Genomic DNA, 20,583 nt, shown 5'->3' with positions numbered 1-20,583 from the left:
CCCCGGGCGCGGTCATCACCTGAAGTACGGTGGTGGCCGGGCCGGCCCTATCGCGAGCAAGCTCGCTACATGGGACACCGCGAAACCTGTAGGCGCGAGCTTGCTCGCGATGGCCGCCCCACGGTGCTTCAGGCAGCAACCCGACTATCCATGCCAGCAAGGCTTCCGCTGCCTGCTGGTCCTCGCGCAACCCCAACGACCTACTCATGGGCCACCTGCGCCTCGAACGTCAGCGGCTGGGCCGGTTTGGCCTGGCCTACGCCGTACCAGTCGAGTTTGCGGGTCAGCACCATGAACACACCCAGCAGGCCGAACAGCAGCAGCGAACCCATCAGCAGCGCGTAATCCTCGGCGCTGAGCAAGCCGTACAACAGGCCATACAAAGCGGCCAGGCCGGCGGCGAAACTCAGGCCGTGGCCCAGGCTGCGCAACACATGGCTGACGTAGAAGCCGATCAGCGCCACACAGGCACCGGCCGACAGCAGGTAGGCCAGGGCGAAGCCGATGTGCTCCGACAGCGACAGCAGCAACAGATAGAAGAACGCCAGGGCCACGCCCACCAGGGCGTATTGCACCGGGTGCACCGCCAGGCTCTTGAGCACCTCGAAGAGGAAGAAACCGGCAAAGGTCAGGGCGATGAACAACAGCGCGTATTTGATCGCCCGGTCGCTCTTGAGGTACTGGTCCACCGGATCGATGAAGCTCACGCCGAAGGAGCGGTTCTTGAACTCCTTGCACTGCCCGCTGGCCAGGCAATTGATCAACGCGCTTTCCAGGTTGGTGGAGAAGAACGAGGTCTGCCAGTTGGCGGCGAAGCCCAGGTCGGAAATCTCACGCTGGGCCGGCAGGTAGTTGCCGATAAAGCTCGGATGAGGCCAGTCGGCACGCAGGCGCACCTTGCTGGTCTTGCCCACCGGCAGCACCTGCAACTGGCCGGTGCCTTGCAATTGCAGATCGAAGGCGAAGTCCAGGTCGGTGCTGCGCTTGCCGTCCAGCAACGGCAGGTTGACGTGTACCCCTTCCCCCAACCAATCAATCCGGGTGCCGGGCGCGAAAGGCAGGTTCTGCCCGTTCAGTTCGAGGGCCAGCGCTTGTTCGATACCGCGAATGTCGCTGATGCCCACGGCGAGAAACGGCTGCTCGAATTTGTAGTCGACGAAGTCTTCCTTGATCCCCAATTGCTCGGGCAGCGCAAACTGGCCGCTGATGCGGTTGTTGGCATGGAACAGACGGGCCTGGTAGATGCCCCGGGCGCGCAATTCGGTCCGTACCTGGCCATCGAGTTCGAAATGCTCCGGCAGGAAGTACAGCTGCCCGCGCTCTTCTCCCAGCTCCTGGTAACGCTTGTTGGTCTTCTCGTTGGTTTTCCAGGTGCGCACCACCTTGCGATAAGGCACCACCAGCAGCGGACCGCTCAGTTGCTGGCTGTAGCTGGAGCTGCGGGCGATATCGGTCAGCACACCGTCGCGCAGTTCCTGGCGCTCCTGGATCAGCCCGTCGATCATCAACAGCGGGACCAGCAGCCCCAGGATCAAAAGGGCTATAGCCCCCAGCTTTATGGTCAGATTGCGATTCATGGGTTCTCTCCCTGTTCGAATGAGGGAGAGTCTGGGCAGCCCATGTGGGGGTTTTATGGGGGCTGTGTGGAGACTGTGTGGAGATTGCCCCTCGCCCTTTGCAGGAGCGTCTATCGGTGGCCCCATAGAGATGGGGTGGCTGGCAGATCTGGCGGCCGCTTCGCGCCCGATCGCAGGCTGCGCCAGCGGCTACAGGATGCACGGAGTCTGTGTAGCCGCTGCCGAAGGCTGCGATCGGTCTGCGAAGCAGCCGCAAAACGGTACACGCAGGGAATCAGGCCGGGAACTGCAAGGTCACTTCAACGCCGCCTTCCACATTGCCGATCCGCATCTGGCCGCCATGCAGCTGCACCACCTCTTCGACGAAGTTCAGCCCCAGGCCGGTGCTTTTGCGCCCGCTGTCGGGTCGTGGCAGGGAGTAGAAACGTTCGGTCAGGCGCGCCAGGGCGTAGTCCGGGATGGGCTCGGCCTGGTTGAACAGGCTCAACCGCAGCTGGTCGCCCACCCGGCTGGCGCTCAAGCACAGCACGCCACCGGCGGGGGTGAAGTCCAGGGCGTTTTCCAGCAGATTGCCCAGGGCCTGGCGCAACAGGAACGCTTCTCCCGACAGCTTCAGCCCCGGGTCGATACGCTGCTCGACCTGCAGGCCCTTGCCCTCGATCCGTGCCTTCTGGCTGTCCAGCACCTGGTTCGCCAGGTCCGCCAGCGGCACCGCCTCCCGCTCTTCCAGGCCATGGCGCTGCTCGACCTGCGCCAGGTTCAGCAAACGCTCGATCAAGTGCTGCATGCGCGCGCTTTCGCTGTCGATGTTGCTGACGAAACGTGCGCGCTGTTCGCCGGGCATCTCGCTCTGCAGCAGCTCCGCCGCCCCGCGAATCGCCGCCAGCGGGCTTTTCAGTTCGTGGGTCAGGGTGTGCACATAACGCTCGACATAGGCCTTGCCCTCCAGCTGGGTGCGCATGTCCTCCACCGCCGTGGCCAGCTGTTCCAGCTCGCCGCCACGGTAGTGCGGCAGCTCGGCGCGACGGCCTTCGCTGACCGCCTGGGCATAACCGGTCAGGCGGCGCAGGGCAGCGCTCAGCCACCAGGACAGCAAGGCGCCGAACAGCAGGCCCAGGCCGATCAGGCCGGCGCCGTACCACAGCAGGCGGCGCTCGGTGCGGTCGACATAGGGTTGCAGGGAACTGTTGGGCTTGGCCACGGTGACCACGCCGATGATCCGGCCGTTGTCGCGAATCGGCGCGCCGACATGCATCACCGAGGAGTTCGGGTCATCGGCCACACTGCGCGAGGAGCGCGCGCCGTATTGGCCGCGCAGGGTCAGGTACACGTCGTTCCAGCGCGAATAGTCCTGGCCGACCGCCAGGCCGCTGGAGTCCAGCACCACTTTGCCCTGGGCGTCGGTGACGTAGATGCGGTGGTTGACCTGGTTCTTCGGCAGGCCCCAGATGGTCGCCGCCGGCTGCCGCTCGCCATAGGCCTTGAGCAGCTGCGGCCAGCGGTTCTCGCTGAGGGTGCCGGCCTTGAAGTCATCACGCAGGATTTCCGCCAGCAGGTTGGCGGTGTCCACCAGGGTTTCCTCGGTGGACTGGCGCACGCCCGGGCGGATCTCCTCCATCACCGTGCTGAGCACGAAATAGCCGGTCAGGCCGACGAACAGGACGTAGACCAGGAAAATCCGGATTCCCAACGGCATCAGCTGTGCCCCGGGCTGTAGCTGTAGCCCAGGCCGCGATGGGTCTGGATCGGCTCGGCATCGGCCGCCACCAGGCGCAGCTTGGCCCGCAGGCTCTTGATATGACTGTCGATGCTGCGCTCGTAGCCGGCATCCGCCGCCACCCCCAGGGCGTCGAGCAACTGCTCGCGGCTGAACACCCGCTCGGGTTGCTCCAGCAGGCAATGCAGCAGGCGGAACTCATGGCGGGTCAGGCTCAGCAACTGGCCGCGATAGCTGATCTGGAACTTGTCGGTATCGACCTGGAACGGCGAAGCCGGCGTCTCGACCGCCACCCGCGGCGCCATGCGCTTGAGGATGGCCTTGACCCTTGCGGCGACCTCACGCGGGCTGAAGGGCTTGACCACATAATCGTCGGCGCCGATTTCCAGGCCCACCACCCGGTCGATTTCACCGTCCCGGGCACTGAGGAACATCACCGGCACCTCGCTGAAGCGCCGCAGCTGCTTGCAGGTTTCGAAGCCGCTGATGTCCGGCAGGCCGATATCGAGAATCAGCAGGTCCGCCGGCGTATGGCGCTGATAGTCCAGCGCCGCCTGCCCGAGATTCAGCCAGGTGGTGCTGAAACCTTCACCCTGCAGGGCAAAAATCAGCGTATCGGCAATCGCCGCTTCGTCTTCGACAATCAGGATATGAGGCATGGCATCCAAGCACGGGAGGTAAGTGCCAGAACGGTGCCGGATGCCTCATGCGCCGTCAATCAAGTCTGATCAGCAGTCGGGCTTGTCCGCGGTGTAACGCCGAGCCGGGTTCACGGCGGCGCCGAACTCGCGCAGGGCCTTGGCGCCGATCAGCAGCGGGTAGTTGAAGCTGCTGCGGTCGGTCAGGTTGACCTCGACGGTGCGCTTGACGTTACCCAGGCACATTTCCAGGTCGACCACCGGACGCTTGGCCACCTGGGCCTCTTCCTTGTCTTCGTCTTCATCGGCGCGGCTCTTGATCTTGCTGATCCGCGCCACCTTGTGTTCGTAGACCTTGCCGTCGGCATCCTTGGTCGCCAGGCGGAAACGTACCCATTCCTCGCCATCGCGGGTGAAGGTCTCGATGTCCTTGGCCGACAGCGAGGCGGTCAGGGCGCCGGTGTCCATCTTGGCCTTGAGGGTTTCGCCGATTTCCGGCAGTTGAATGTATTCGTAGCGCCCGTAGAGGGTCGGCTCGGCGGCCATGACCGGCAGCGCCAGCAGGGACAGGAGTGCAAGGACGGATTTCACGTGAGCAGGTTCCTTGGAAAATGGGCAGCAGGATTTTAGACCGTGGCCGGGCAATTGGTTCGGCCCGCAAGAAAACCCGCAGCCGCCACGGTCGGCGAAATTGACTGCCAGCATATCCCGGTATACGTGAAACATTCGTCAGCACATCAGGATTTGGCCTGCCCGGCGAAGGTGCTTATCATGGCGCGCCCAAAGGCTTTCAAGAGTTCCTTATGCGCCGCCTGCTCACCGGCTGTTTCGTCACCCTGCTGCTGTTGCTCAACACCCTGGTCCTGTTCGGGCCGCTGATGGTGTTCGCCCTGCTCAAGCTGGTCCTGCCAGGGCGCCTGCGCGACCATGCGTCGAAGGCGGTGATGTGGATTGCCGAAACCTGGGCCGAAATCGACAAGCTGATCTTCGCCCTGTGCATTCCCACCCAGTGGGATATCCGCGGCGGTGACGAGCTGCGGGGCGACACTTCTTACCTGGTGATCAGCAACCACCAGTCCTGGGTCGACATCCCGGCGCTGATCCAGACCCTCAACCGCCGTACCCCCTTCTTCAAGTTCTTCCTGAAAAAAGAGCTGATCTGGGTGCCCTTCCTCGGCCTCGCCTGGTGGGCCCTGGATTACCCCTTCATGAAGCGCTACAGCAAGGCCTTCCTGGCAAAAAATCCGGAGCTGCAAGGCAAGGACCTGGAAATCACCAAGGCCGCCTGCGAGCTGTTCAAGCGCCAGCCGGTCACCGTGGTCAACTACCTGGAAGGCACCCGCTTCACGCCGGCCAAGCGTGAGCAGCAGCAATCCCCTTTCAAGCAGTTGCTCAAGCCGAAGGCCGGCGGCGTGGCCTTCGTACTGGCGGCCATGGGCGAACAGCTCGACGCCATCCTCGATGTGACGGTGGTCTATCCGCAGCAGAAGATTCCCGGTTTCTGGGACCTGATCAGCGGCAACGTGCCGCGGGTGATCGTCGATATCCAGACCCGTGAGCTGGACCCGGCGTTGTGGCAGGGGGATTACGAAAACGATCCGGCGTTTCGCCAGACCGTCCAGAACTGGGTCAACCAGCTCTGGACCGAAAAGGACCAGCGCATCGACGCCTTGCGCGCCGAGCGCCGTTGATCAGCTGCCGCTGCCGACACCCCAGATCCCGCCCAGGCTGTTGAGCAGCGAACCGCCCACGCCCTGCTGACCCAGGTATTGCAGGAGCACCGGGGCGAACTGGCCGATCATGCCGCTGTCCATGCCCAGGGCGCTGAACGCGCTGTTCAGGTCATTGGTGTTCTGCACGTTACCCAGCGCGCTCTCCAGACCGGCGGTCTTGCTGCCACCGCTCTGCCCGAGCAGGCCACTCAAGGCGCCCAGGCTGCCCAGCGCGTTGCCGCCCGAGAGCTTGTCCAGCCCCGGAACGCTTTTGCTCAGTTGCGAGTAGTCGGTGCTGCTCAGCTGGTTCTTCGCCAGGCCCAGCATCGCGCCGGTACCGCCGATGGCCTGCTCCGGCGTGACATCCAGTTGCGAAAGGGCACTGAGCAGATTGGCGGTCTGCGAGGTTGGAGCGGCAGCGGCGGCCTTGTCGCCACCCTGCATGCTGGACACCGCATTGGCGGCATCGCTCAGGCTGAAGCCTGCGGCAAAGACCGGGCTGGCTCCCAGGGTCAGCAACGTAGCCAGTGCAACACTGCGGGAAATTTTCATCGAGACAACCTCTTGAACCAGAAAGACACCGTGACAACGGCGGGAAAACTGCGGATTTGACCGGGAAAACCGGAGCAATGTTCCGCATCGGCCCATCCATATTTAGCCGGCCCGGATATACCCGGAACCTCGCGGACGGGCAACCGTTATTCCAACGCCGATGTCTGTAGCCGCTGCCGCAGGCTGCGATACCAAGAGCGACGCCCGCTTCGAGGTCGATCGCAGCCTGCGGCAGCGGCTACAGGATGCATGATCGGGTTTTGCTCGAGCCAGGCATAAAAAAGGGCGACCCGAGGGTCGCCCTTTTTACTGCGCCAACACCTTAAGCCGCGCTGAACAGCTTGTGCGGGTCGATGACGAATTTCTTCGGCACGCCGGCGTCGAATTCGCCGTAGCCACGCGGGGCGTCGTCCAGGCTGATGACCTGCACGCCGACCACTTCGGCGATGTTGATGCGGTCCCACATGATGGCTTGCATCAGTTGGCGGTTGTACTTCATCACCGGGGTCTGGCCGGTGTGGAAGCTGTGGGACTTGGCCCAGCCGAGTCCGAAGCGGATGCTCAGGCTGCCCATCTTGGCCGCGGCATCCACCGCGCCCGGGTCTTCGGTGACGTAGAGGCCGGGAATACCGATCTTGCCGGCAACCCGCACCACGCCCATCAACGAGTTGAGCACCGTGGCCGGCGCTTCGTGCTGGGCACCGGCATGGCCATGGCCGCGAGCCTCGAAGCCCACCGCGTCGACCGCGCAATCCACTTCCGGCTCGCCGAGCAGCGCGGCGATCTGTTCGTGCAGCGGGGTGTCCTTGGACAGGTCGGCGATTTCAAAACCCTGGGCCTTGGCGTGGGCCAGGCGCACCGGGTTGACGTCGCCAACGATCACCACCGCCGCGCCCAGCAGGCGGGCGGACGCAGCCGCGGCCAGGCCCACCGGGCCGGCACCGGCGATGTAGACGGTGCTGCCCGGGCCAACGCCGGCCGTCACCGCGCCGTGATAGCCGGTCGGCAGGATGTCGGACAGGCAGGTCAGGTCGCGGATCTTCTCCATGGCCTTGTCGCGGTCCGGCAGTTTCAGCAGGTTGAAGTCAGCGTACGGCACCAGCACGTATTCGGCCTGGCCGCCGGTCCAGTCGCCCATGTCGACGTAGCCGTAGGCACCGCCGGCGCGAGCCGGGTTGACGGTCAGGCAGACCCCGGTGTGTTGCTCCTTGCAGGAACGGCAGCGCCCGCACGCCACGTTGAACGGCACCGAGACCAGGTCGCCGAGCTTCAGGTTCTCGACGTCGCTGCCCTTCTCCACCACCTCGCCAGTGATTTCGTGACCCAGGACCAGGCCGACCTGGGCAGTGGTACGGCCGCGCACCATGTGCTGGTCCGAGCCGCAGATATTGGTGGATACCACGCGCAGGATGACGCCGTGCTCAATCTTCCTGCCGCGCGGGTCCTGCATTTTTGGATAGTCGATTTTCTGTACTTCGACCTTGCCATTGCCGAGATACACGACACCACGATTACCAGACATGCTTTCACCTCGCTGTTGTTTTTATGAAACCGCGTTGCCGGAAAAAGGCAGCGCGTAGAGTGCTCGGGTACAGATGCTGTTTCGTCTTCAAAATTGCTTCGCTGTAGCCGATAAGTCCGGGCCACGTTGGTCGAAGGGCCTTCCAGGGCCCTCAAGAGCGGCGCCCCCTATGGGGTCGATCGCAGCCTGCGGCAGCGGCTACAGGTCATAGAACCACCGTCCGGTTGGCGTTCAAGAACACCCGCCGTTCGATGTGATAACCCACGGCCCGCGCCAGGGTCAGGCCTTCGATATCGCGCCCCTTGGCAATCAGGTCCTCGGGGTAATGACTGTGGTCCACCACTTCCACGCCCTGGGCGATGATCGGGCCCTCGTCCAGGTCGTTGTTGATGTAGTGCGCGGTGGCGCCCACCAGTTTCACGCCCTTGTTGTAGGCCTGGTGATAAGGCTTGGCGCCCTTGAAACCAGGCAGCAGGGAGTGGTGGATGTTGATCGCCTTGCCATCGAGCTTGCGGCACAGCTCCGGCGACAGCACTTGCATGTAGCGCGCAAGGATCACCAGTTCGGCGCCGGAGTCCTCGATCACCTGCCACACCTGGCGTTCCTGGGACGGCTTGTCATTGGGGTCCAGGGGGAAGTGGTAGTACGGGATCTGGTGCCAGTCGGCCAGGGGCTTGAGGTCCGGGTGGTTGGACACCACCGCCACCACGTCCATCGCCAGCTGGCCGATGCGCTGGCGGTAGAGCAGGTCGTTGAGGCAGTGATCGGCCTTGGAGACCATGATCACCACTTTCGGCCGATGCTGCGGTGGGGTCAGCTCGACGTTCATGTCGAAGGCCCGGGCGCGTTCGGCCAGACCGTCACGCAGGCCCTGCTCGTTGAAATTCTCGGGTTGACGGAATTCCACGCGAATGAAGAAGCGCGCCGAAAGCCGGTCATCGAAGGAGTGGTGCTCGGTGACGTAGCAGCCCTGCTCGAACAGAAAGCGGGTCACCGCGTCCACCGTGCCGAGCACGCTGGGGCAGTCGGCGGTGAGAATCCATGTGTCGGGGGCGCGGCTCATAATGCAGTGGCTCCTTTTGTTATGGGTAACCGCTTCGCGGTTGTTCGCGGGCAAGCCTCGCTCCTACAGGTCCGCAACGAACCGTAGGAGCGAGGCTTGCCCGCGAAGGCAATCTCAGGCCTGGACGCTGAGGCCGTATTCGGCGGCGGCATCCTGCAGCCACAACCACCAGTAATCGGAGAAGCTGCGGCGGATCACCAGTTCCCAGGTGTCTTCGCCCATGCGGCGGATCACCAGTTGCGACTTGGCGAACACAGTGCCAACGGCCTTGCCCACCGGGAAGTTGTTGGGGTGCACGTCATAGCTGGTGGACTTCATCAGCACTTGGCGCACGTTCGGGCCGGACAGTTCGAGAATCTGCTGGCCGCCACTGACGTTGACGATCTGGATATGCAGGTCGCCCAGCGCTTCGCGCAGTTTTTTCTCGGCGGCGAATTCTTCGCCGCTCGGCACCACCAGCAGCCATTCGTCCGGGCCCATCCACTGCAGGCTGGTCTCGCCCTTGGCGACCACGGTCAGGGCCACTGGCAGCTCCAGGCCCAGGGCCTTGTGCACGCCGGCAGCAAAGGCCGGATCATGGCCATCGCCACGGAGGGTCAGGTGGCCGAGGAGTTTCTTCTCGCGCAGGGTCACGCCTGCGTTCTTGCGGCCCTTGCCCACCAGGCTGGCGAGGTCGGCATGGTGCAGCGACGACTCGGCTTTGGCGCCAGTGGTCGGGCGCTGTTGGTAAACGTTGACTGCGGTCATAGAGCACCTGTCTTGAAATTCTGTTGTGCGAAAACCACCGATCCTGTAGCCGCTGCCGCAGGCTGCGAACGACTGCGAAGCAGGCGCCGCTCTTGATGGCGCCGGAAGGTTCTTCGAACCTTATCGCAGCCTTCGGCAGCGGCTACAGGACCTTTGTTAAACGTTCTGGCGATCGCCTTTCGGATCGAAGAACACCGAAGAAACGATTTCCGCCTCGATCACCGTGCCGTCGGCCAATGGCGCGAACACCCGCTCGCCCATCCGCTTCAGGCCGCCCTTGACCACACCCATGGCAAACGAATAACCCAGGGAGTTATGGGCATAGCTGGAGGTCACGTGACCGACCATGCTCATCGGGATCGCCTGCTTGGTGTTGAACACCAGTTGCGCGCCTTCCGGCAGCCACTGGTTCGGGTCGATCGGTTTCAGGCCCACCAGTTGCTTGCGCTGGTCACGCACGCAGTCTTCGCGGTTCATGCCACGCCAGCCGATCCACGAGAACGGTTTGGTGCGACCGACACACCAGCCCATGTTCAGGTCGTCCGGGGTCATCGAGCCGTCGGTGTCCTGGCCGACGATGATGAAGCCCTTCTCGGCCCGCAATACGTGCATGGTCTCGGTGCCGTACGGGGTCAGGTTGTACTTCTTGCCGGCCTCGACGATCTGTTCCAGCACGCCCATGGCGTAGTCGGCCTGGACGTTGACTTCGTACGACAGCTCGCCGGTGAAGGAAATGCGGAACACCCGCGCCGGCACACCGCCCACCAGGCCTTCTTTCCAGGTCATGAACGGGAAGCCGTCCTTGTCCAGGTCGATGTCGGTGACTTCGCTGAGCAGCTTGCGGCTGTTCGGCCCGGACAGGGTCATGGTCGCCCAGTGGTCGGTGACCGAGGTGAAGTACACCTTGAGGTCCGGCCATTCGGTCTGCTGATAGATCTCCAGCCATTGCAGGACGCGCGCCGCGCCGCCCGTGGTGGTGGTCATGATGAAGTGGTTTTCGCCGACGCAGGCGGTCACGCCGTCGTCGAAGACCATACCGTCTTCCTTGCACATCAGGCCGTAGCGCGCCTTGCCCACGTCGAGCTTGGTCCAGGCGTTGGTGTAGATGCGGTTGAGGAACTCACGGGCGTCCGGGCCCTGGATATCGATCTTGCCCAGGGTCGAGGCGTCGAGCAGGCCGACGCTGTCGCGCACCGCCTTGCACTCGCGCTTGACCGCGGCGTGCAGGTCTTCGCCATTCTTCGGGAAGTACCAGGGGCGCTTCCACTGGCCGACGTCCTCGAACTCGGCGCCGTTCTTCACGTGCCACGCATGCAGCGCGGTGAAACGCACAGGCTCGAAGATGTGCCCGCAGTGACGACCGGCCACCGCGCCGAAAGTCACCGGCGTGTAGTTCGGACGGAACATGGTGGTGCCCATCTGCGGGATGCTCACGTTCAGCGAACGGGCCGCGATGGCCAGGCCGTTGACGTTGCCGAGCTTGCCCTGATCGGTACCGAAGCCCAGCGCGGTGTAGCGCTTGACGTGCTCGACCGACTCGAAGCCCTCGCGGGTCGCCAGTTCGATGGCGGCGGCGGTGACGTCGTTCTGCAGGTCGACGAATTGCTTGGGTGCCCGCGCGGTGCCTTTCTCATGGGGCACCTGGAACAGCGCCAGGGTCGGTTCTTCCAGACGACTCAGGGCCTTGGGCAGTACCGCTTCCACCGCCTTGAAACCCGCTTCGCTGGCGGCGCGCACGCCCCCTTCGAAACCGTCGGCCAGGGAATCGCCGAGGCCGTAGACCCCATTGATGCCACCGACGCATACGCGTTTCTGCGGTGCTTCGCCCGGTACGAAACCGAGGATGTCTTCACGCCAGATCGGCTTGCCGCCCAGGTGCGAAGCCAGGTGCACCACCGGGCTGTAGCCGCCGGAGCTGGCAATCAGGTCGCACTCCAGCCACTCGCCTGGGCTGGTGACCTTGTGAGCCTTGACGTCGATCGCCGCGACGCGGGCGCCGGTCACATGCTTGCTGCCACGGGCTTCGATCACCGCACTGGAAGTGAGGATGCGAATGCCCTTGGCGCGGGCTTCTTCCACCAGCGCGCCGCGTGGGTTGTGACGGGCATCGGCGATGGCCACCACTTGCAGGCTGGCGTCGAGCCAGTCCAGGGCCACACGGTAGGCGTGGTCGTTGTTGGTGCTCAGCACCAGCTTCTTGCCCGGTGCCACGCCGTAGCGGCGCACGTAGACCGAGACCGCGCCGGCCAGCATGTTGCCCGGCACGTCGTTGTTGCCGTAGACCAGCGGACGCTCGCAGGCGCCGGTGGCCAGCACCACGCGCTTGGCACGCACCCGGTGGATGCGCTGGCGCACCTGGCCGATTGGTGCGCGGTCGCCGAGGTGGTCGGTCAGGCGCTCGTGAATGGTCAGGAAGTTATGGTCGTGGTAGCCGTTCACGGTAGCCCGTGGCAGCAGGGTCACGTCCGGCAGCGACTTCAGCTCGGCGACCACGGTGGCGATCCACTCGGCCGCCGGCTTGCCGTCCAGGCTTTCGCGGCTGTCCAGCAGGCTGCCGCCGAATTCTTCCTGCTCGTCGGCGAGGATCACCCGCGCACCGCTGCGCGCAGCCGCCAGGGCCGCGGCCAGGCCGGCGGGGCCGGCACCGACGATCAGCACGTCGCAGTGCTGGTTCATGTAGTCGTAGGTGTCCGGATCGTTCTCGGTCGGCGAGCGACCCAGGCCCGCGGCCTTGCGGATGTACTTCTCGTAGGTCATCCAGAACGATTGCGGGTACATGAAGGTTTTGTAGTAGAAGCCCGGCGGCATCAGCTTGCCGCCGACCTTGCCGAGAATCCCCATCATGTCGTTGTTGACGCTCGGCCAGCCATTGGTGCTGGTGGCGACCAGCCCCTGGTACAGCGCCTGTTGGGTGGCGCGCACGTTGGGGATCTGGGTGGCTTCGGTGGCGCCGATCTGCAGCACCGCGTTCGGCTCTTCGGCACCGGCGGCGAAAATGCCGCGCGGCCGGGAATACTTGAAGCTGCGACCGATGATGTCCACGCCGTTGGCCAGCAGGGCGGCGGCCAGGGTGTCGCCTTCGAAGCCTTTGTAGGTCTGGCCGTTGAAGGTGAAGCTGAGGACTTTGTTGCGGTCGATGCGTCCGCCGTTGGACAGGCGATTGGACTGGCTCATACTTTCTCTCCCAGAGCCTGCGTGGCCGCTTTCGGGCTATCGGTCTTGTCGGTGAATTGCGGCTTGGTACCGATCTTGTAGGTTTCGAGAATCTCGTAGGTCACGGTGTCGCGGGTGGCGTTGAAGTACTGACGGCAGCCGGCGGCATGGATCCACAGCTCGTGGTGCAGGCCGCGAGGGTTGTCGCGGAAGAACATGTAGTCGCCCCACTCCTCGTCGGTGCAGTTGTTCGGGTCCAGTGGACGCGGGATATGCGCCTGGCCGGACGAATGGAATTCCTCTTCGGAGCGCAGTTCGCCGCAGTGAGGACAGAAGATGTGCAACATAGGGATTTCTCCTGTTAGTGGGCGACGGCAGCAGCGCCGTGTTCGTCGATCAATGCACCGTTGTGGAAACGGTCGATGGAGAAAGGTGCGGCCAGCGGGTGCATTTCACCCTTGGCCAGGCTCGCGGCGAATACGTTGCCCGAGCCAGGTGTTGCCTTGAAGCCACCGGTACCCCAACCGCAGTTGAAGAACATGTTCGGCACCGGGGTCTTGGAGATGATCGGGCAGGCGTCCGGGGTGGTGTCGACGATCCCGCCCCACTGGCGGTTCATGCGCACCCGCGAAAGGATCGGGAACATCTCGACGATGGCCTGGATGGTGTGCTCGATCACCGGGTACGAACCGCGCTGGCCGTAGCCGACCCAGCCGTCGATACCGGCGCCGATCACCAGGTCGCCCTTGTCGGACTGGCTGATGTAACCGTGCACCGCGTTGGACATGATCACGCTGTCGATGATCGGCTTGATCGGCTCGGACACCAGCGCTTGCAGCGGGTGCGATTCGATCGGCAGGCGAAAGCCGGCGAGCTTGGCCATGTGCCCGGAGTTACCGGCGGTGACCACGCCGACGCGCTTGGCGCCGATGAAGCCCTTGTTGGTCTCCACGCCGATGCACACACCGTTTTCCTTGCGGAAGCCGATCACTTCGGTCTGCTGGATCAGGTCCACGCCCAGGGCGTCGGCGGCACGGGCGAAGCCCCAGGCCACGGCGTCGTGACGGGCCACGCCGCCACGGCGCTGGACGGTGGCGCCCAGCACCGGGTAGCGGGTGTTTTTCGAGCAGTCCAGGTACGGAATCTCGTCCGCCACCTGCTTGGCGTTGAGCAGTTCGCCGTCCACGCCGTTGAGGCGGTTGGCGCTGACCCGACGCTCGGAATCACGGATGTCCTGCAGGGTGTGGCACAGGTTGTAGACGCCGCGCTGGGAGAACATCACGTTGTAGTTGAGGTCCTGGGACAGGCCTTCCCACAGTTTCATCGCGTGTTCGTACAGGTGCGCCGACTCGTCCCACAGGTAGTTGGAACGCACGATGGTGGTGTTGCGCGCGGTGTTACCGCCGCCCAGCCAGCCTTTCTCGACCACGGCGACGTTGGTGATGCCGTGCTCCTTGGCCAGGTAGTAGGCGGTCGCCAGGCCATGCCCGCCACCGCCGACGATGACCACGTCGTAGACCTTTTTCGGGGTCGGCGTGCGCCACATGCGCTGCCAGTTTTCATGGTGGCTGAGGGAGTGTTTGAAGAGGCCGAAGCCCGAGTAGCGTTGCATAGTCATTTACTCCAAAACCGCACTCAGCGATAAACCGGGAAGTCCGCGCACAGGGCCGATACCTGACGAGCGACATTGGCCTCGACATCGGCATCGCCGAGGTGGTCGAGGATGTCGCAGATCCAGCCGGCCAGCTCCACGCACTGGGTAACCTTGAAGCCGCGGGTGGTCACCGCCGGGGTGCCGATACGCAGGCCGGAGGTCACGAACGGCGACTGTGGATCGTTCGGCACGGCGTTCTTGTTCACGGTGATGTGGGCGCGACCCAGGGCGGCGTCCGCCTCCTTGCCGGTGAGGCCCTGACGGATCAGGCTGACCAGGAACAGGTGGTTGTCGGTGCCGCCGGACACTACATCGTAGCCGCGTTTGATAAAGACGCCGGCCATGGCCTGGGCGTTGTCGATCACTTGCTGCTGGTAGGCCTTGAAGCCAGGCTCCAGCGCTTCCTTGAAGCACACCGCCTTGCCGGCGATCACATGCATCAGCGGGCCGCCCTGGGCGCCCGGGAAGACCGCGGCGTTGAGCTTCTTCTCGATCTCTTCGTTGGCCTTGGCCAGGATCAGGCCGCCACGCGGACCGCGCAGGGTCTTGTGGGTGGTGGTAGTGACCACGTCGGCGTAAGGCAGCGGGTTCGGGTACAGGCCAGCGGCGACCAGGCCGGCGACGTGGGCCATGTCGACGAACAGCAGCGCGCCGACCTTATCGGCGATCTGGCGGAAGCGTGGGAAGTCGAGGGTCTTGGAGTAGGCCGAGAAGCCGGCGACGATCATCTTCGGCTTGCACTCGACGGCCAGGCGCTCGACTTCGTCGTAGTCGATCAGCCCGGTGTTGGTGTCGATGCCGTACTGCACGGCGTTGTACAGCTTGCCCGAGGACGACACCTTGGCGCCGTGGGTCAGGTGGCCGCCGTGGGCCAGGCTCATGCCCAGGATGGTGTCGCCGGCTTGCAGCAGGGCCAGGTACACGGCGCTGTTGGCCGAGGAACCGGAGTGCGGCTGGACGTTGGCGTAGTCGGCGCCGAACAGTTGCTTGGCGCGTTCGATGGCCAGGGCCTCGACCTTGTCCACGTGCTCGCAGCCACCGTAGTAGCGCTTGCCCGGATAACCTTCGGCGTACTTGTTGGTCAGGCCGCTGCCTTGCGCTTGCATCACGCGCTTGCTGGTGTAGTTCTCCGACGCGATCAGCTCGATGTGATCTTCCTGACGTTGCTCCTCGGCATTCATGGCCGCCAGCAGTGCATCGTCATAACCCTGGATTTGGTCTTGCTTGCTGAACATCGCGTCTCTCCCAGCGGCGGCGGTGCGCCTTTCGTCTCGGTGAGGCACGTACCCTGCGGTAGTGCCCTTTGGATGCGATGGTATGACCGGCGCTGACCGGCCAAATGCCTATGGACGCCACGCAAAGGTGCGTTTACGACATGGCCTGGCGCAGAGAGACAAATGCTTGCGGGCGCCACGCGCCGAAGGCTCTATGTCGGTGGCTTGCCCGCGCCCGCCAGCCCCCGCCACCGACCAGTGGCGCGACGGGTTTCGGGTTGGCGTGTCGCCTCTGTAGCCTCTGCCGAGCTGGCGAGGCTGCGCTCGAGGACGCAGTCCTCGCAAAACCTCAGCACGCGATATGCCTGGAAGAACAGGTTGCCTGGTTTTACGACCGCTTCGCGGCCGAGCGCAGCCTCGCCAGCTCGGCAGCGGCTACAGGGCATTCGCAGCGACAACACTCACCGTCAGGCCAGCAGGTTGCGCAGCATCAGCAGCAGGAGGAAATGCCCGGGGTACAGCAGATAGGCCCAGCGCCGCATCGGCGGCGGCGAAAAACCGCGCATCCGGCGCAGGATCGCCAGCCCTAGCCACGGCGCCAGCACGCAGGCGAGCAGCGCCCAGGCGGCCACCTGATTACCCAGGCGCGCCGCCGGCAGCAGGCTTTGCCACTGGTTGGCCGCCAGGCACAGCAGCCCCGGCAGCAGCGCCCAGTACCAGCAGCGCTGGAGCACCAGCAACATCGCCAGCGGCAGCAAGACGCCGAACAGGCCGAACATCAGGTACCGGTCGAACAGCCCGCCGAGCAAGGCCGCGCCGATCCCCAGCCACAGCGCCAGCCCGCCGCGACGCTGCCAGGCGCGGGCCACCAACAGGCCCAGGGCCAGGGTCGGCAGCACATTCAGGGTGTCGGGGTCGGGAATGTACAGCCGGTATGGCACCTCGCTGAGCAGGCTGAACAACAGCAGCCAGCCCAGGTAACGCCATTGCCCCGCGCCCTCGCGACCCACCGCGCCGGCCCGCGCCACATTGGCCGCCAGCGCCAGGCAGAACCAGGGAAACGCCAGGCGCCCGGGCACATACAGCAGGTCGAGGCTCCAGCCGACGTAGCGCAGGTGATCGAGCACCATGCAAAGCAGCGCCAGCCACTTGAGCAGGTCCAGGACGCCATCGCGCCGGGCGGCCAGCGGGGTCAGCAGCGGGTCTGGCATATATCCTCATGGCCTGTGCATTTTTCACCCATAAACAGAGCGTGTGCTCCCCCCTCAATCTTGGGTAAAGTGGCGCTCCACCGATCTCTGCGGGGCCTGCGCTGTCCTGCCGACCCAGACCTCGGTGCGGACGCTTTACCCAAGGGCTCCTTACCCAGGAGCGCCTTATCCGGAGCCCTTTATCGAAGGACTCCCCTCTCGGACCCTTAGCACGGAAGACGGCCATGACCGACAAGAGCCAACAATTCGCCAGCGACAACTATTCCGGCATTTGCCCCGAGGCCTGGGCGGCCATGGACCAGGCCAACCGCGGCCACGAACGCGCCTATGGCGACGACCAGTGGACCGCGCGCGCCGCCGATTATTTCCGCAAGCTGTTCGAGACCGACTGCGAGGTGTTCTTCGCCTTCAACGGCACCGCCGCCAACTCCCTGGCCCTGTCGTCGTTGTGCCAGAGTTACCACAGCGTCATCTGCTCGGAAACCGCTCACGTCGAAACCGACGAATGCGGCGCGCCGGAATTCTTCTCCAACGGCTCCAAGCTGCTGATCGCCGGCACCGAGAACGGCAAGCTGACCCCGGACTCGATCCGCGACATCGCCCTCAAGCGCCAGGACATCCACTACCCCAAGCCACGGGTGGTGACCCTGACCCAGGCCACCGAGGTCGGCAGCGTCTATACCCCGGAAGAAATCCGCGCCATCAGCGCCACCTGCAAGGAGCTGGGGCTGAACCTGCACATGGACGGCGCGCGCTTCTCCAACGCCTGCGCCTTCCTTGGCTGCTCGCCCGCCGACCTGACCTGGAAAGCCGGGGTCGACGTGCTGTGCTTCGGCGGCACGAAAAACGGCATGGCGGTGGGCGAGGCGATTCTGTTCTTCAACCACAAGCTGGCCGAAGACTTCGACTACCGCTGCAAGCAGGCCGGCCAGCTGGCCTCGAAGATGCGCTTCCTGTCCGCGCCCTGGGTCGGCTTGCTGGAAAACGACGCCTGGCTCAAATACGCCCGCCACGCCAACCATTGCGCGCAATTGCTGGCCGAACTGGTGGCGGACATTCCAGGGGTGGAGCTGATGTTCCCGGTGCAGGCCAACGGCGTGTTCCTGCAACTCTCGGAACCGGCCATCGCCGCGCTGACCGCCAAGGGCTGGCGCTTCTACACCTTCATCGGTAAAGGCGGCGCGCGCTTCATGTGCTCGTGGGACACCGAAGAAGCGCGGGTCCGCGAACTGGCCGCGGACATTCGCCAGGTCATGGCCGGCTGAATGCCCTCGCCGGCCTGCCGCCTCCTGTCGAGATCGGGAGCGGTGGGCCGGCGCTGCGTGACATCAGTTCACAAATTCCTGAACTGATTATTTCCCTCCACTGATTCAACATCACAGGCGTATATCCGAGACTCCGGGGTCAATTTATAAAAACAAGGCACTGCCCCATGACCAGCCTGCCCGCGGCAACGGAAAAAGCCCCGTCCCCCAGCCTCAAGATCGAAACCCGCTCCATCGACTACGTGCCGCGCCACGAGCGCCACGGCAAGGTCTGGCACCAGGGTCCGTTCTGGTTCACCGGCAACTTCGTCCTGACCACCATGGTCACCGGCTTCACCGGCGCCGCCCTCGGCCTGAGCCTGCACTACTCGATCCTGGCCATCGTCATCGGCGTGTGCCTGGGCACCTTCTGCATGGCCTTCCACGCCAACCAGGGACCACGCATGGGCCTGCCGCAGATGATCCAGTCGCGGGCGCAATTCGGCCTGCGCGGGGCCATCGTGCCCTTCACCGCGGTGGTCTTCGTCTACATCGGCTTCAACGTGTTCAACGTGATCCTCGCCACCGACGCCATCAACACCGTGGTGCCCGGCGCGCGGGCGCCCTGGTACAGCCTGATGATCATCCTCGCGGTGATCATCGCCGTGGTCGGGCATGACCTGCTGCACGCCGTGCAGCGCTGGCTGACCTACATCATGATCAGCGTGTTCACCGTGCTGACCATCAGCGCGCTGATGACCCTGCAGGCCGACGCCGCCGTGGCCGACGCGCACTTCTCCTGGTCGGCGTTCCTGATCCAGCTGTCGGCGGCCGCCGGCTACCAGATCAGCTACTCGGTGTATGTCTCGGACTATTCGCGCTACCTGCCGCACAAGACCTCGTCGCGCCAGGTGGTTTTCTGGACCTACCTGGGCGCCGCGGGCTCGGCGCTGTGGCTGATGTCCCTGGGTGCCTTCCTCGCCTCCGCCCTGCCGTCCCCGGACGCCATCGGCAGCGTCCGCGAAGTCGGCAATCAGATGATCCCGGGCTTCGGCACCTTTACCGTGCTGATCGCCGTGCCCGCCCTGGTCGGCATCATGGCGGTCAACTGCTACGGCGCGATGCTCACCGGCATCAGCGCCATCGACGGCTTCCTGCAAATCCAGCCAAACCTCAAGAGCCGGGTGGTGGGCATCGCCCTGGTGGCGGTGGTGATCTTCCTGATCGCCATGAACATTCCCGACAGCTACCTGGCGAGCTTCAACACCTTCGTGCTGCTGATGCTGTATTTCCTGGTGCCCTGGACCGCGGTCAACCTGGCGGACTTCTACGTGGTGCGCAAAGGTCACTACGCCATCAGCGACATCTTCAACCCGGCCGGCATCTATGGCCGTTGGGCCATGCCCGGGCTCATCGCCTATTTCCTCGGCCTGGTCGCGATGATTCCGTTCATGTCCCTGAGCTTCTACCAGGGCCCTGTGGCCCAGGCGCTGGAGGGCGCGGACATTGCCTTTGTCATCGGCCTGGCCGTGGCCGGCGTGGCCTACTGGGCGCTGACCCGGGGCCTGGACCTGGACGCCGAGCGCCTGGCGATCCAGGCCAGCGAACGCCAACTGGAAGGAGCCGGCCAATGACTGGATTGCCCACCCTGAAAGTCGCCTGCCAGCAGATCGCCCCACGGGTGGGCGAGCTCGACTACAACCGCGAGCTGGGCCAGCGGGCCATCCGCGAGGCCGCTGCCCAGGGCGCCCAGGTGGTGGTGCTGCCGGAACTGGTGCAGAGCGGTTATGTGTTCACCGATCGGCAGGAAGCGCTGGCGCTATCCGAGGCCCTCGACGGGCCGACGCTGACCCTGTGGAAGGCCCTGGCCGCAGAGCTGCAGGTGGTGATCGTCGGCGGTTTCTGCGAGCGCCTGAATGCCGGGCAAGTGGCCAACAGCGCCGCGCTGGTCGAGCCCGAGGGGCGGGTGACGGTGTATCGCAAGGCCCATCTGTGGGACCGGGAAAAGCGGGTCTTCACCGTGGGCGAGCAGCCGCCGCCGGTGATCGAAACCCGTTTTGGCGCGATCGCGATGCTGATCTGCTACGACCTGGAGTTCCCGGAATGGGTGCGCCTGCCAGCGCTGGCCGGCGCCGCCCTGCTCTGCGCCCCGGTCAACTGGCCGGACGGGCCGCGTCCGGCGGGCGAACGCCCGGCGGAAATGGTCCGGGTCCAGGCCAACGCCGCGGTCAACCGCATGTTCATCGCTGCTTGCGACCGCTGCGGCGACGAGCGTGGCGTGGCCTGGGTCGGCGGCTCGCTGATCGTCGACGCCGACGGATATCCGCTGGCCGGTAGCGCCCGTCATCCCCAGCAGCAACTGCTGCTGGCGGAGCTGCCCCTGGCGGACGCCCAGCACAAGCACATCAGCGCCCATAACCACGTGCACCTGGACCGCCGCCCGGCGTTGTACTGAGCCCTCCCCGGCCGCGGGCAACGCTCGCGGCCCTTCGCCTTTTCGCCCCTGATCCGCGCGCGCCGCCAGACATGAACTAGATTGTCTGGCGAGCCGCTGTACCCGCTCGGATAACGACAATAAT

17 protein-coding genes are annotated in these 20,583 nt (G+C 64.7%); 4 read left to right on the top strand and 13 right to left on the bottom strand.

What is annotated here, in order from left to right; all coding sequences use genetic code 11:
• Window positions 1–200: 200 nt before the first annotated feature.
• The 4 genes from creD to rloA2 form a co-directional block, all read right to left on the bottom strand.
• Window positions 201–1,577, bottom strand: coding sequence for a cell envelope integrity protein CreD (gene creD / locus AC07PQ_RS17750; RefSeq protein ID WP_493185973.1), 1,377 nt, complete (start codon window positions 1,575–1,577; stop codon window positions 201–203).
• Between the two features lie 274 nt (window positions 1,578–1,851).
• Complete coding sequence (gene creC / locus AC07PQ_RS17745; RefSeq protein WP_493185972.1) at window positions 1,852–3,273, bottom strand: two-component system sensor histidine kinase CreC; 1,422 nt, start codon at window positions 3,271–3,273, stop codon at window positions 1,852–1,854.
• Complete coding sequence (creB, locus tag AC07PQ_RS17740) at window positions 3,273–3,953, bottom strand: two-component system response regulator CreB (RefSeq protein ID WP_007926028.1); 681 nt, start codon at window positions 3,951–3,953, stop codon at window positions 3,273–3,275. The genes creC and creB overlap by 1 nt, the downstream gene beginning before the upstream one ends.
• 69 nt (window positions 3,954–4,022) lie before the next feature.
• Window positions 4,023–4,523, bottom strand: coding sequence for a retropepsin-like aspartic peptidase RloA2 (gene rloA2, locus AC07PQ_RS17735; RefSeq protein WP_038575213.1), 501 nt, complete (start codon window positions 4,521–4,523; stop codon window positions 4,023–4,025).
• Window positions 4,524–4,735: 212 nt separating this feature from the next.
• Between rloA2 and yihG the strand changes: the two genes are divergently transcribed.
• A complete protein-coding gene (yihG, locus tag AC07PQ_RS17730; protein ID WP_102679149.1) occupies window positions 4,736–5,623 on the top strand; it encodes a 1-acylglycerol-3-phosphate O-acyltransferase, YihG family in 888 nt (295 codons plus the stop codon).
• Here yihG and AC07PQ_RS17725 read toward each other — a convergent pair whose 3' ends face one another.
• From AC07PQ_RS17725 to AC07PQ_RS17685, 9 genes are all read right to left on the bottom strand, one after another.
• Window positions 5,624–6,196 carry a DUF2780 domain-containing protein gene (locus AC07PQ_RS17725; RefSeq protein WP_053262917.1) on the bottom strand — a complete coding sequence of 191 codons (573 nt, stop codon included), beginning with the start codon at window positions 6,194–6,196 and terminating at the stop codon, window positions 5,624–5,626.
• Window positions 6,197–6,518: 322 nt separating this feature from the next.
• Entirely contained in the window at window positions 6,519–7,718 is a 1,200-nt protein-coding gene (gene fdhA / locus AC07PQ_RS17720) for a formaldehyde dehydrogenase, glutathione-independent (protein ID WP_007931017.1), read from the bottom strand.
• A gap of 205 nt (window positions 7,719–7,923) precedes the next feature.
• On the bottom strand, window positions 7,924–8,781 hold the full coding sequence (gene purU / locus AC07PQ_RS17715) for a formyltetrahydrofolate deformylase (RefSeq protein ID WP_007926386.1): 858 nt from the start codon (window positions 8,779–8,781) through the stop codon (window positions 7,924–7,926).
• Between the two features lie 114 nt (window positions 8,782–8,895).
• On the bottom strand, window positions 8,896–9,528 hold the full coding sequence (locus AC07PQ_RS17710) for a sarcosine oxidase subunit gamma (protein WP_007926384.1): 633 nt from the start codon (window positions 9,526–9,528) through the stop codon (window positions 8,896–8,898).
• Window positions 9,529–9,684: 156 nt separating this feature from the next.
• A complete protein-coding gene (locus tag AC07PQ_RS17705; protein WP_493185971.1) occupies window positions 9,685–12,702 on the bottom strand; it encodes a sarcosine oxidase subunit alpha in 3,018 nt (1,005 codons plus the stop codon).
• On the bottom strand, window positions 12,699–13,028 hold the full coding sequence (locus tag AC07PQ_RS17700) for a sarcosine oxidase subunit delta (protein ID WP_007926380.1): 330 nt from the start codon (window positions 13,026–13,028) through the stop codon (window positions 12,699–12,701). The genes AC07PQ_RS17705 and AC07PQ_RS17700 overlap by 4 nt, the downstream gene beginning before the upstream one ends.
• Before the next feature lie 14 nt (window positions 13,029–13,042).
• Complete coding sequence (locus AC07PQ_RS17695; RefSeq protein ID WP_007926378.1) at window positions 13,043–14,293, bottom strand: sarcosine oxidase subunit beta family protein; 1,251 nt, start codon at window positions 14,291–14,293, stop codon at window positions 13,043–13,045.
• 23 nt (window positions 14,294–14,316) lie between these two features.
• Complete coding sequence (glyA, locus tag AC07PQ_RS17690; protein WP_007926375.1) at window positions 14,317–15,570, bottom strand: serine hydroxymethyltransferase; 1,254 nt, start codon at window positions 15,568–15,570, stop codon at window positions 14,317–14,319.
• Between the two features lie 446 nt (window positions 15,571–16,016).
• Window positions 16,017–16,760: a TraX family protein gene (locus tag AC07PQ_RS17685; RefSeq protein ID WP_493185970.1), complete on the bottom strand. Its 744-nt coding sequence runs from the start codon at window positions 16,758–16,760 to the stop codon at window positions 16,017–16,019.
• Window positions 16,761–16,984: 224 nt separating this feature from the next.
• On the opposite strand from AC07PQ_RS17685, the gene AC07PQ_RS17680 reads away from it, so the two are divergent.
• From AC07PQ_RS17680 to AC07PQ_RS17670, 3 genes are all read left to right on the top strand, one after another.
• Complete coding sequence (locus tag AC07PQ_RS17680; protein ID WP_007926372.1) at window positions 16,985–18,025, top strand: threonine aldolase family protein; 1,041 nt, start codon at window positions 16,985–16,987, stop codon at window positions 18,023–18,025.
• 167 nt (window positions 18,026–18,192) lie between these two features.
• Window positions 18,193–19,638 (top strand): purine-cytosine permease family protein, encoded by a 1,446-nt coding sequence (locus tag AC07PQ_RS17675; protein ID WP_493185969.1) that lies wholly within the window; start codon window positions 18,193–18,195, stop codon window positions 19,636–19,638.
• On the top strand, window positions 19,635–20,459 hold the full coding sequence (locus tag AC07PQ_RS17670; protein ID WP_493185968.1) for a nitrilase-related carbon-nitrogen hydrolase: 825 nt from the start codon (window positions 19,635–19,637) through the stop codon (window positions 20,457–20,459). The genes AC07PQ_RS17675 and AC07PQ_RS17670 overlap by 4 nt, the downstream gene beginning before the upstream one ends.
• The last annotated feature ends 124 nt before the right edge of the window (window positions 20,460–20,583 follow it).

It is taken from the genome of Pseudomonas sp. GW821-FHT09E12 (assembly GCF_059416085.1).
This window is presented reverse-complemented; position numbering and strand designations above follow the sequence as displayed.

What these genes read in the sequence shown, in the direction of transcription:
- fdhA (WP_007931017.1), bottom strand. Translation starts at nt 7,718, where the DNA reads ATGTCTGGTAATCGTGGTGTCGTGTATCTCGGCAATGGCAAGGTCGAA.
- AC07PQ_RS17680 (WP_007926372.1), top strand. Translation starts at nt 16,985, where the DNA reads ATGACCGACAAGAGCCAACAATTCGCCAGCGACAACTATTCCGGCATT.
- creD (WP_493185973.1), bottom strand. Translation starts at nt 1,577, where the DNA reads ATGAATCGCAATCTGACCATAAAGCTGGGGGCTATAGCCCTTTTGATC.
- creB (WP_007926028.1), bottom strand. Translation starts at nt 3,953, where the DNA reads ATGCCTCATATCCTGATTGTCGAAGACGAAGCGGCGATTGCCGATACG.
- AC07PQ_RS17725 (WP_053262917.1), bottom strand. Translation starts at nt 6,196, where the DNA reads ATGAAAATTTCCCGCAGTGTTGCACTGGCTACGTTGCTGACCCTGGGA.
- AC07PQ_RS17695 (WP_007926378.1), bottom strand. Translation starts at nt 14,293, where the DNA reads ATGCAACGCTACTCGGGCTTCGGCCTCTTCAAACACTCCCTCAGCCAC.
- creC (WP_493185972.1), bottom strand. Translation starts at nt 3,273, where the DNA reads ATGCCGTTGGGAATCCGGATTTTCCTGGTCTACGTCCTGTTCGTCGGC.
- AC07PQ_RS17700 (WP_007926380.1), bottom strand. Translation starts at nt 13,028, where the DNA reads ATGTTGCACATCTTCTGTCCTCACTGCGGCGAACTGCGCTCCGAAGAG.
- purU (WP_007926386.1), bottom strand. Translation starts at nt 8,781, where the DNA reads ATGAGCCGCGCCCCCGACACATGGATTCTCACCGCCGACTGCCCCAGC.
- yihG (WP_102679149.1), top strand. Translation starts at nt 4,736, where the DNA reads ATGCGCCGCCTGCTCACCGGCTGTTTCGTCACCCTGCTGCTGTTGCTC.
- AC07PQ_RS17685 (WP_493185970.1), bottom strand. Translation starts at nt 16,760, where the DNA reads ATGCCAGACCCGCTGCTGACCCCGCTGGCCGCCCGGCGCGATGGCGTC.
- AC07PQ_RS17705 (WP_493185971.1), bottom strand. Translation starts at nt 12,702, where the DNA reads ATGAGCCAGTCCAATCGCCTGTCCAACGGCGGACGCATCGACCGCAAC.
- AC07PQ_RS17675 (WP_493185969.1), top strand. Translation starts at nt 18,193, where the DNA reads ATGACCAGCCTGCCCGCGGCAACGGAAAAAGCCCCGTCCCCCAGCCTC.
- AC07PQ_RS17710 (WP_007926384.1), bottom strand. Translation starts at nt 9,528, where the DNA reads ATGACCGCAGTCAACGTTTACCAACAGCGCCCGACCACTGGCGCCAAA.
- AC07PQ_RS17670 (WP_493185968.1), top strand. Translation starts at nt 19,635, where the DNA reads ATGACTGGATTGCCCACCCTGAAAGTCGCCTGCCAGCAGATCGCCCCA.
- glyA (WP_007926375.1), bottom strand. Translation starts at nt 15,570, where the DNA reads ATGTTCAGCAAGCAAGACCAAATCCAGGGTTATGACGATGCACTGCTG.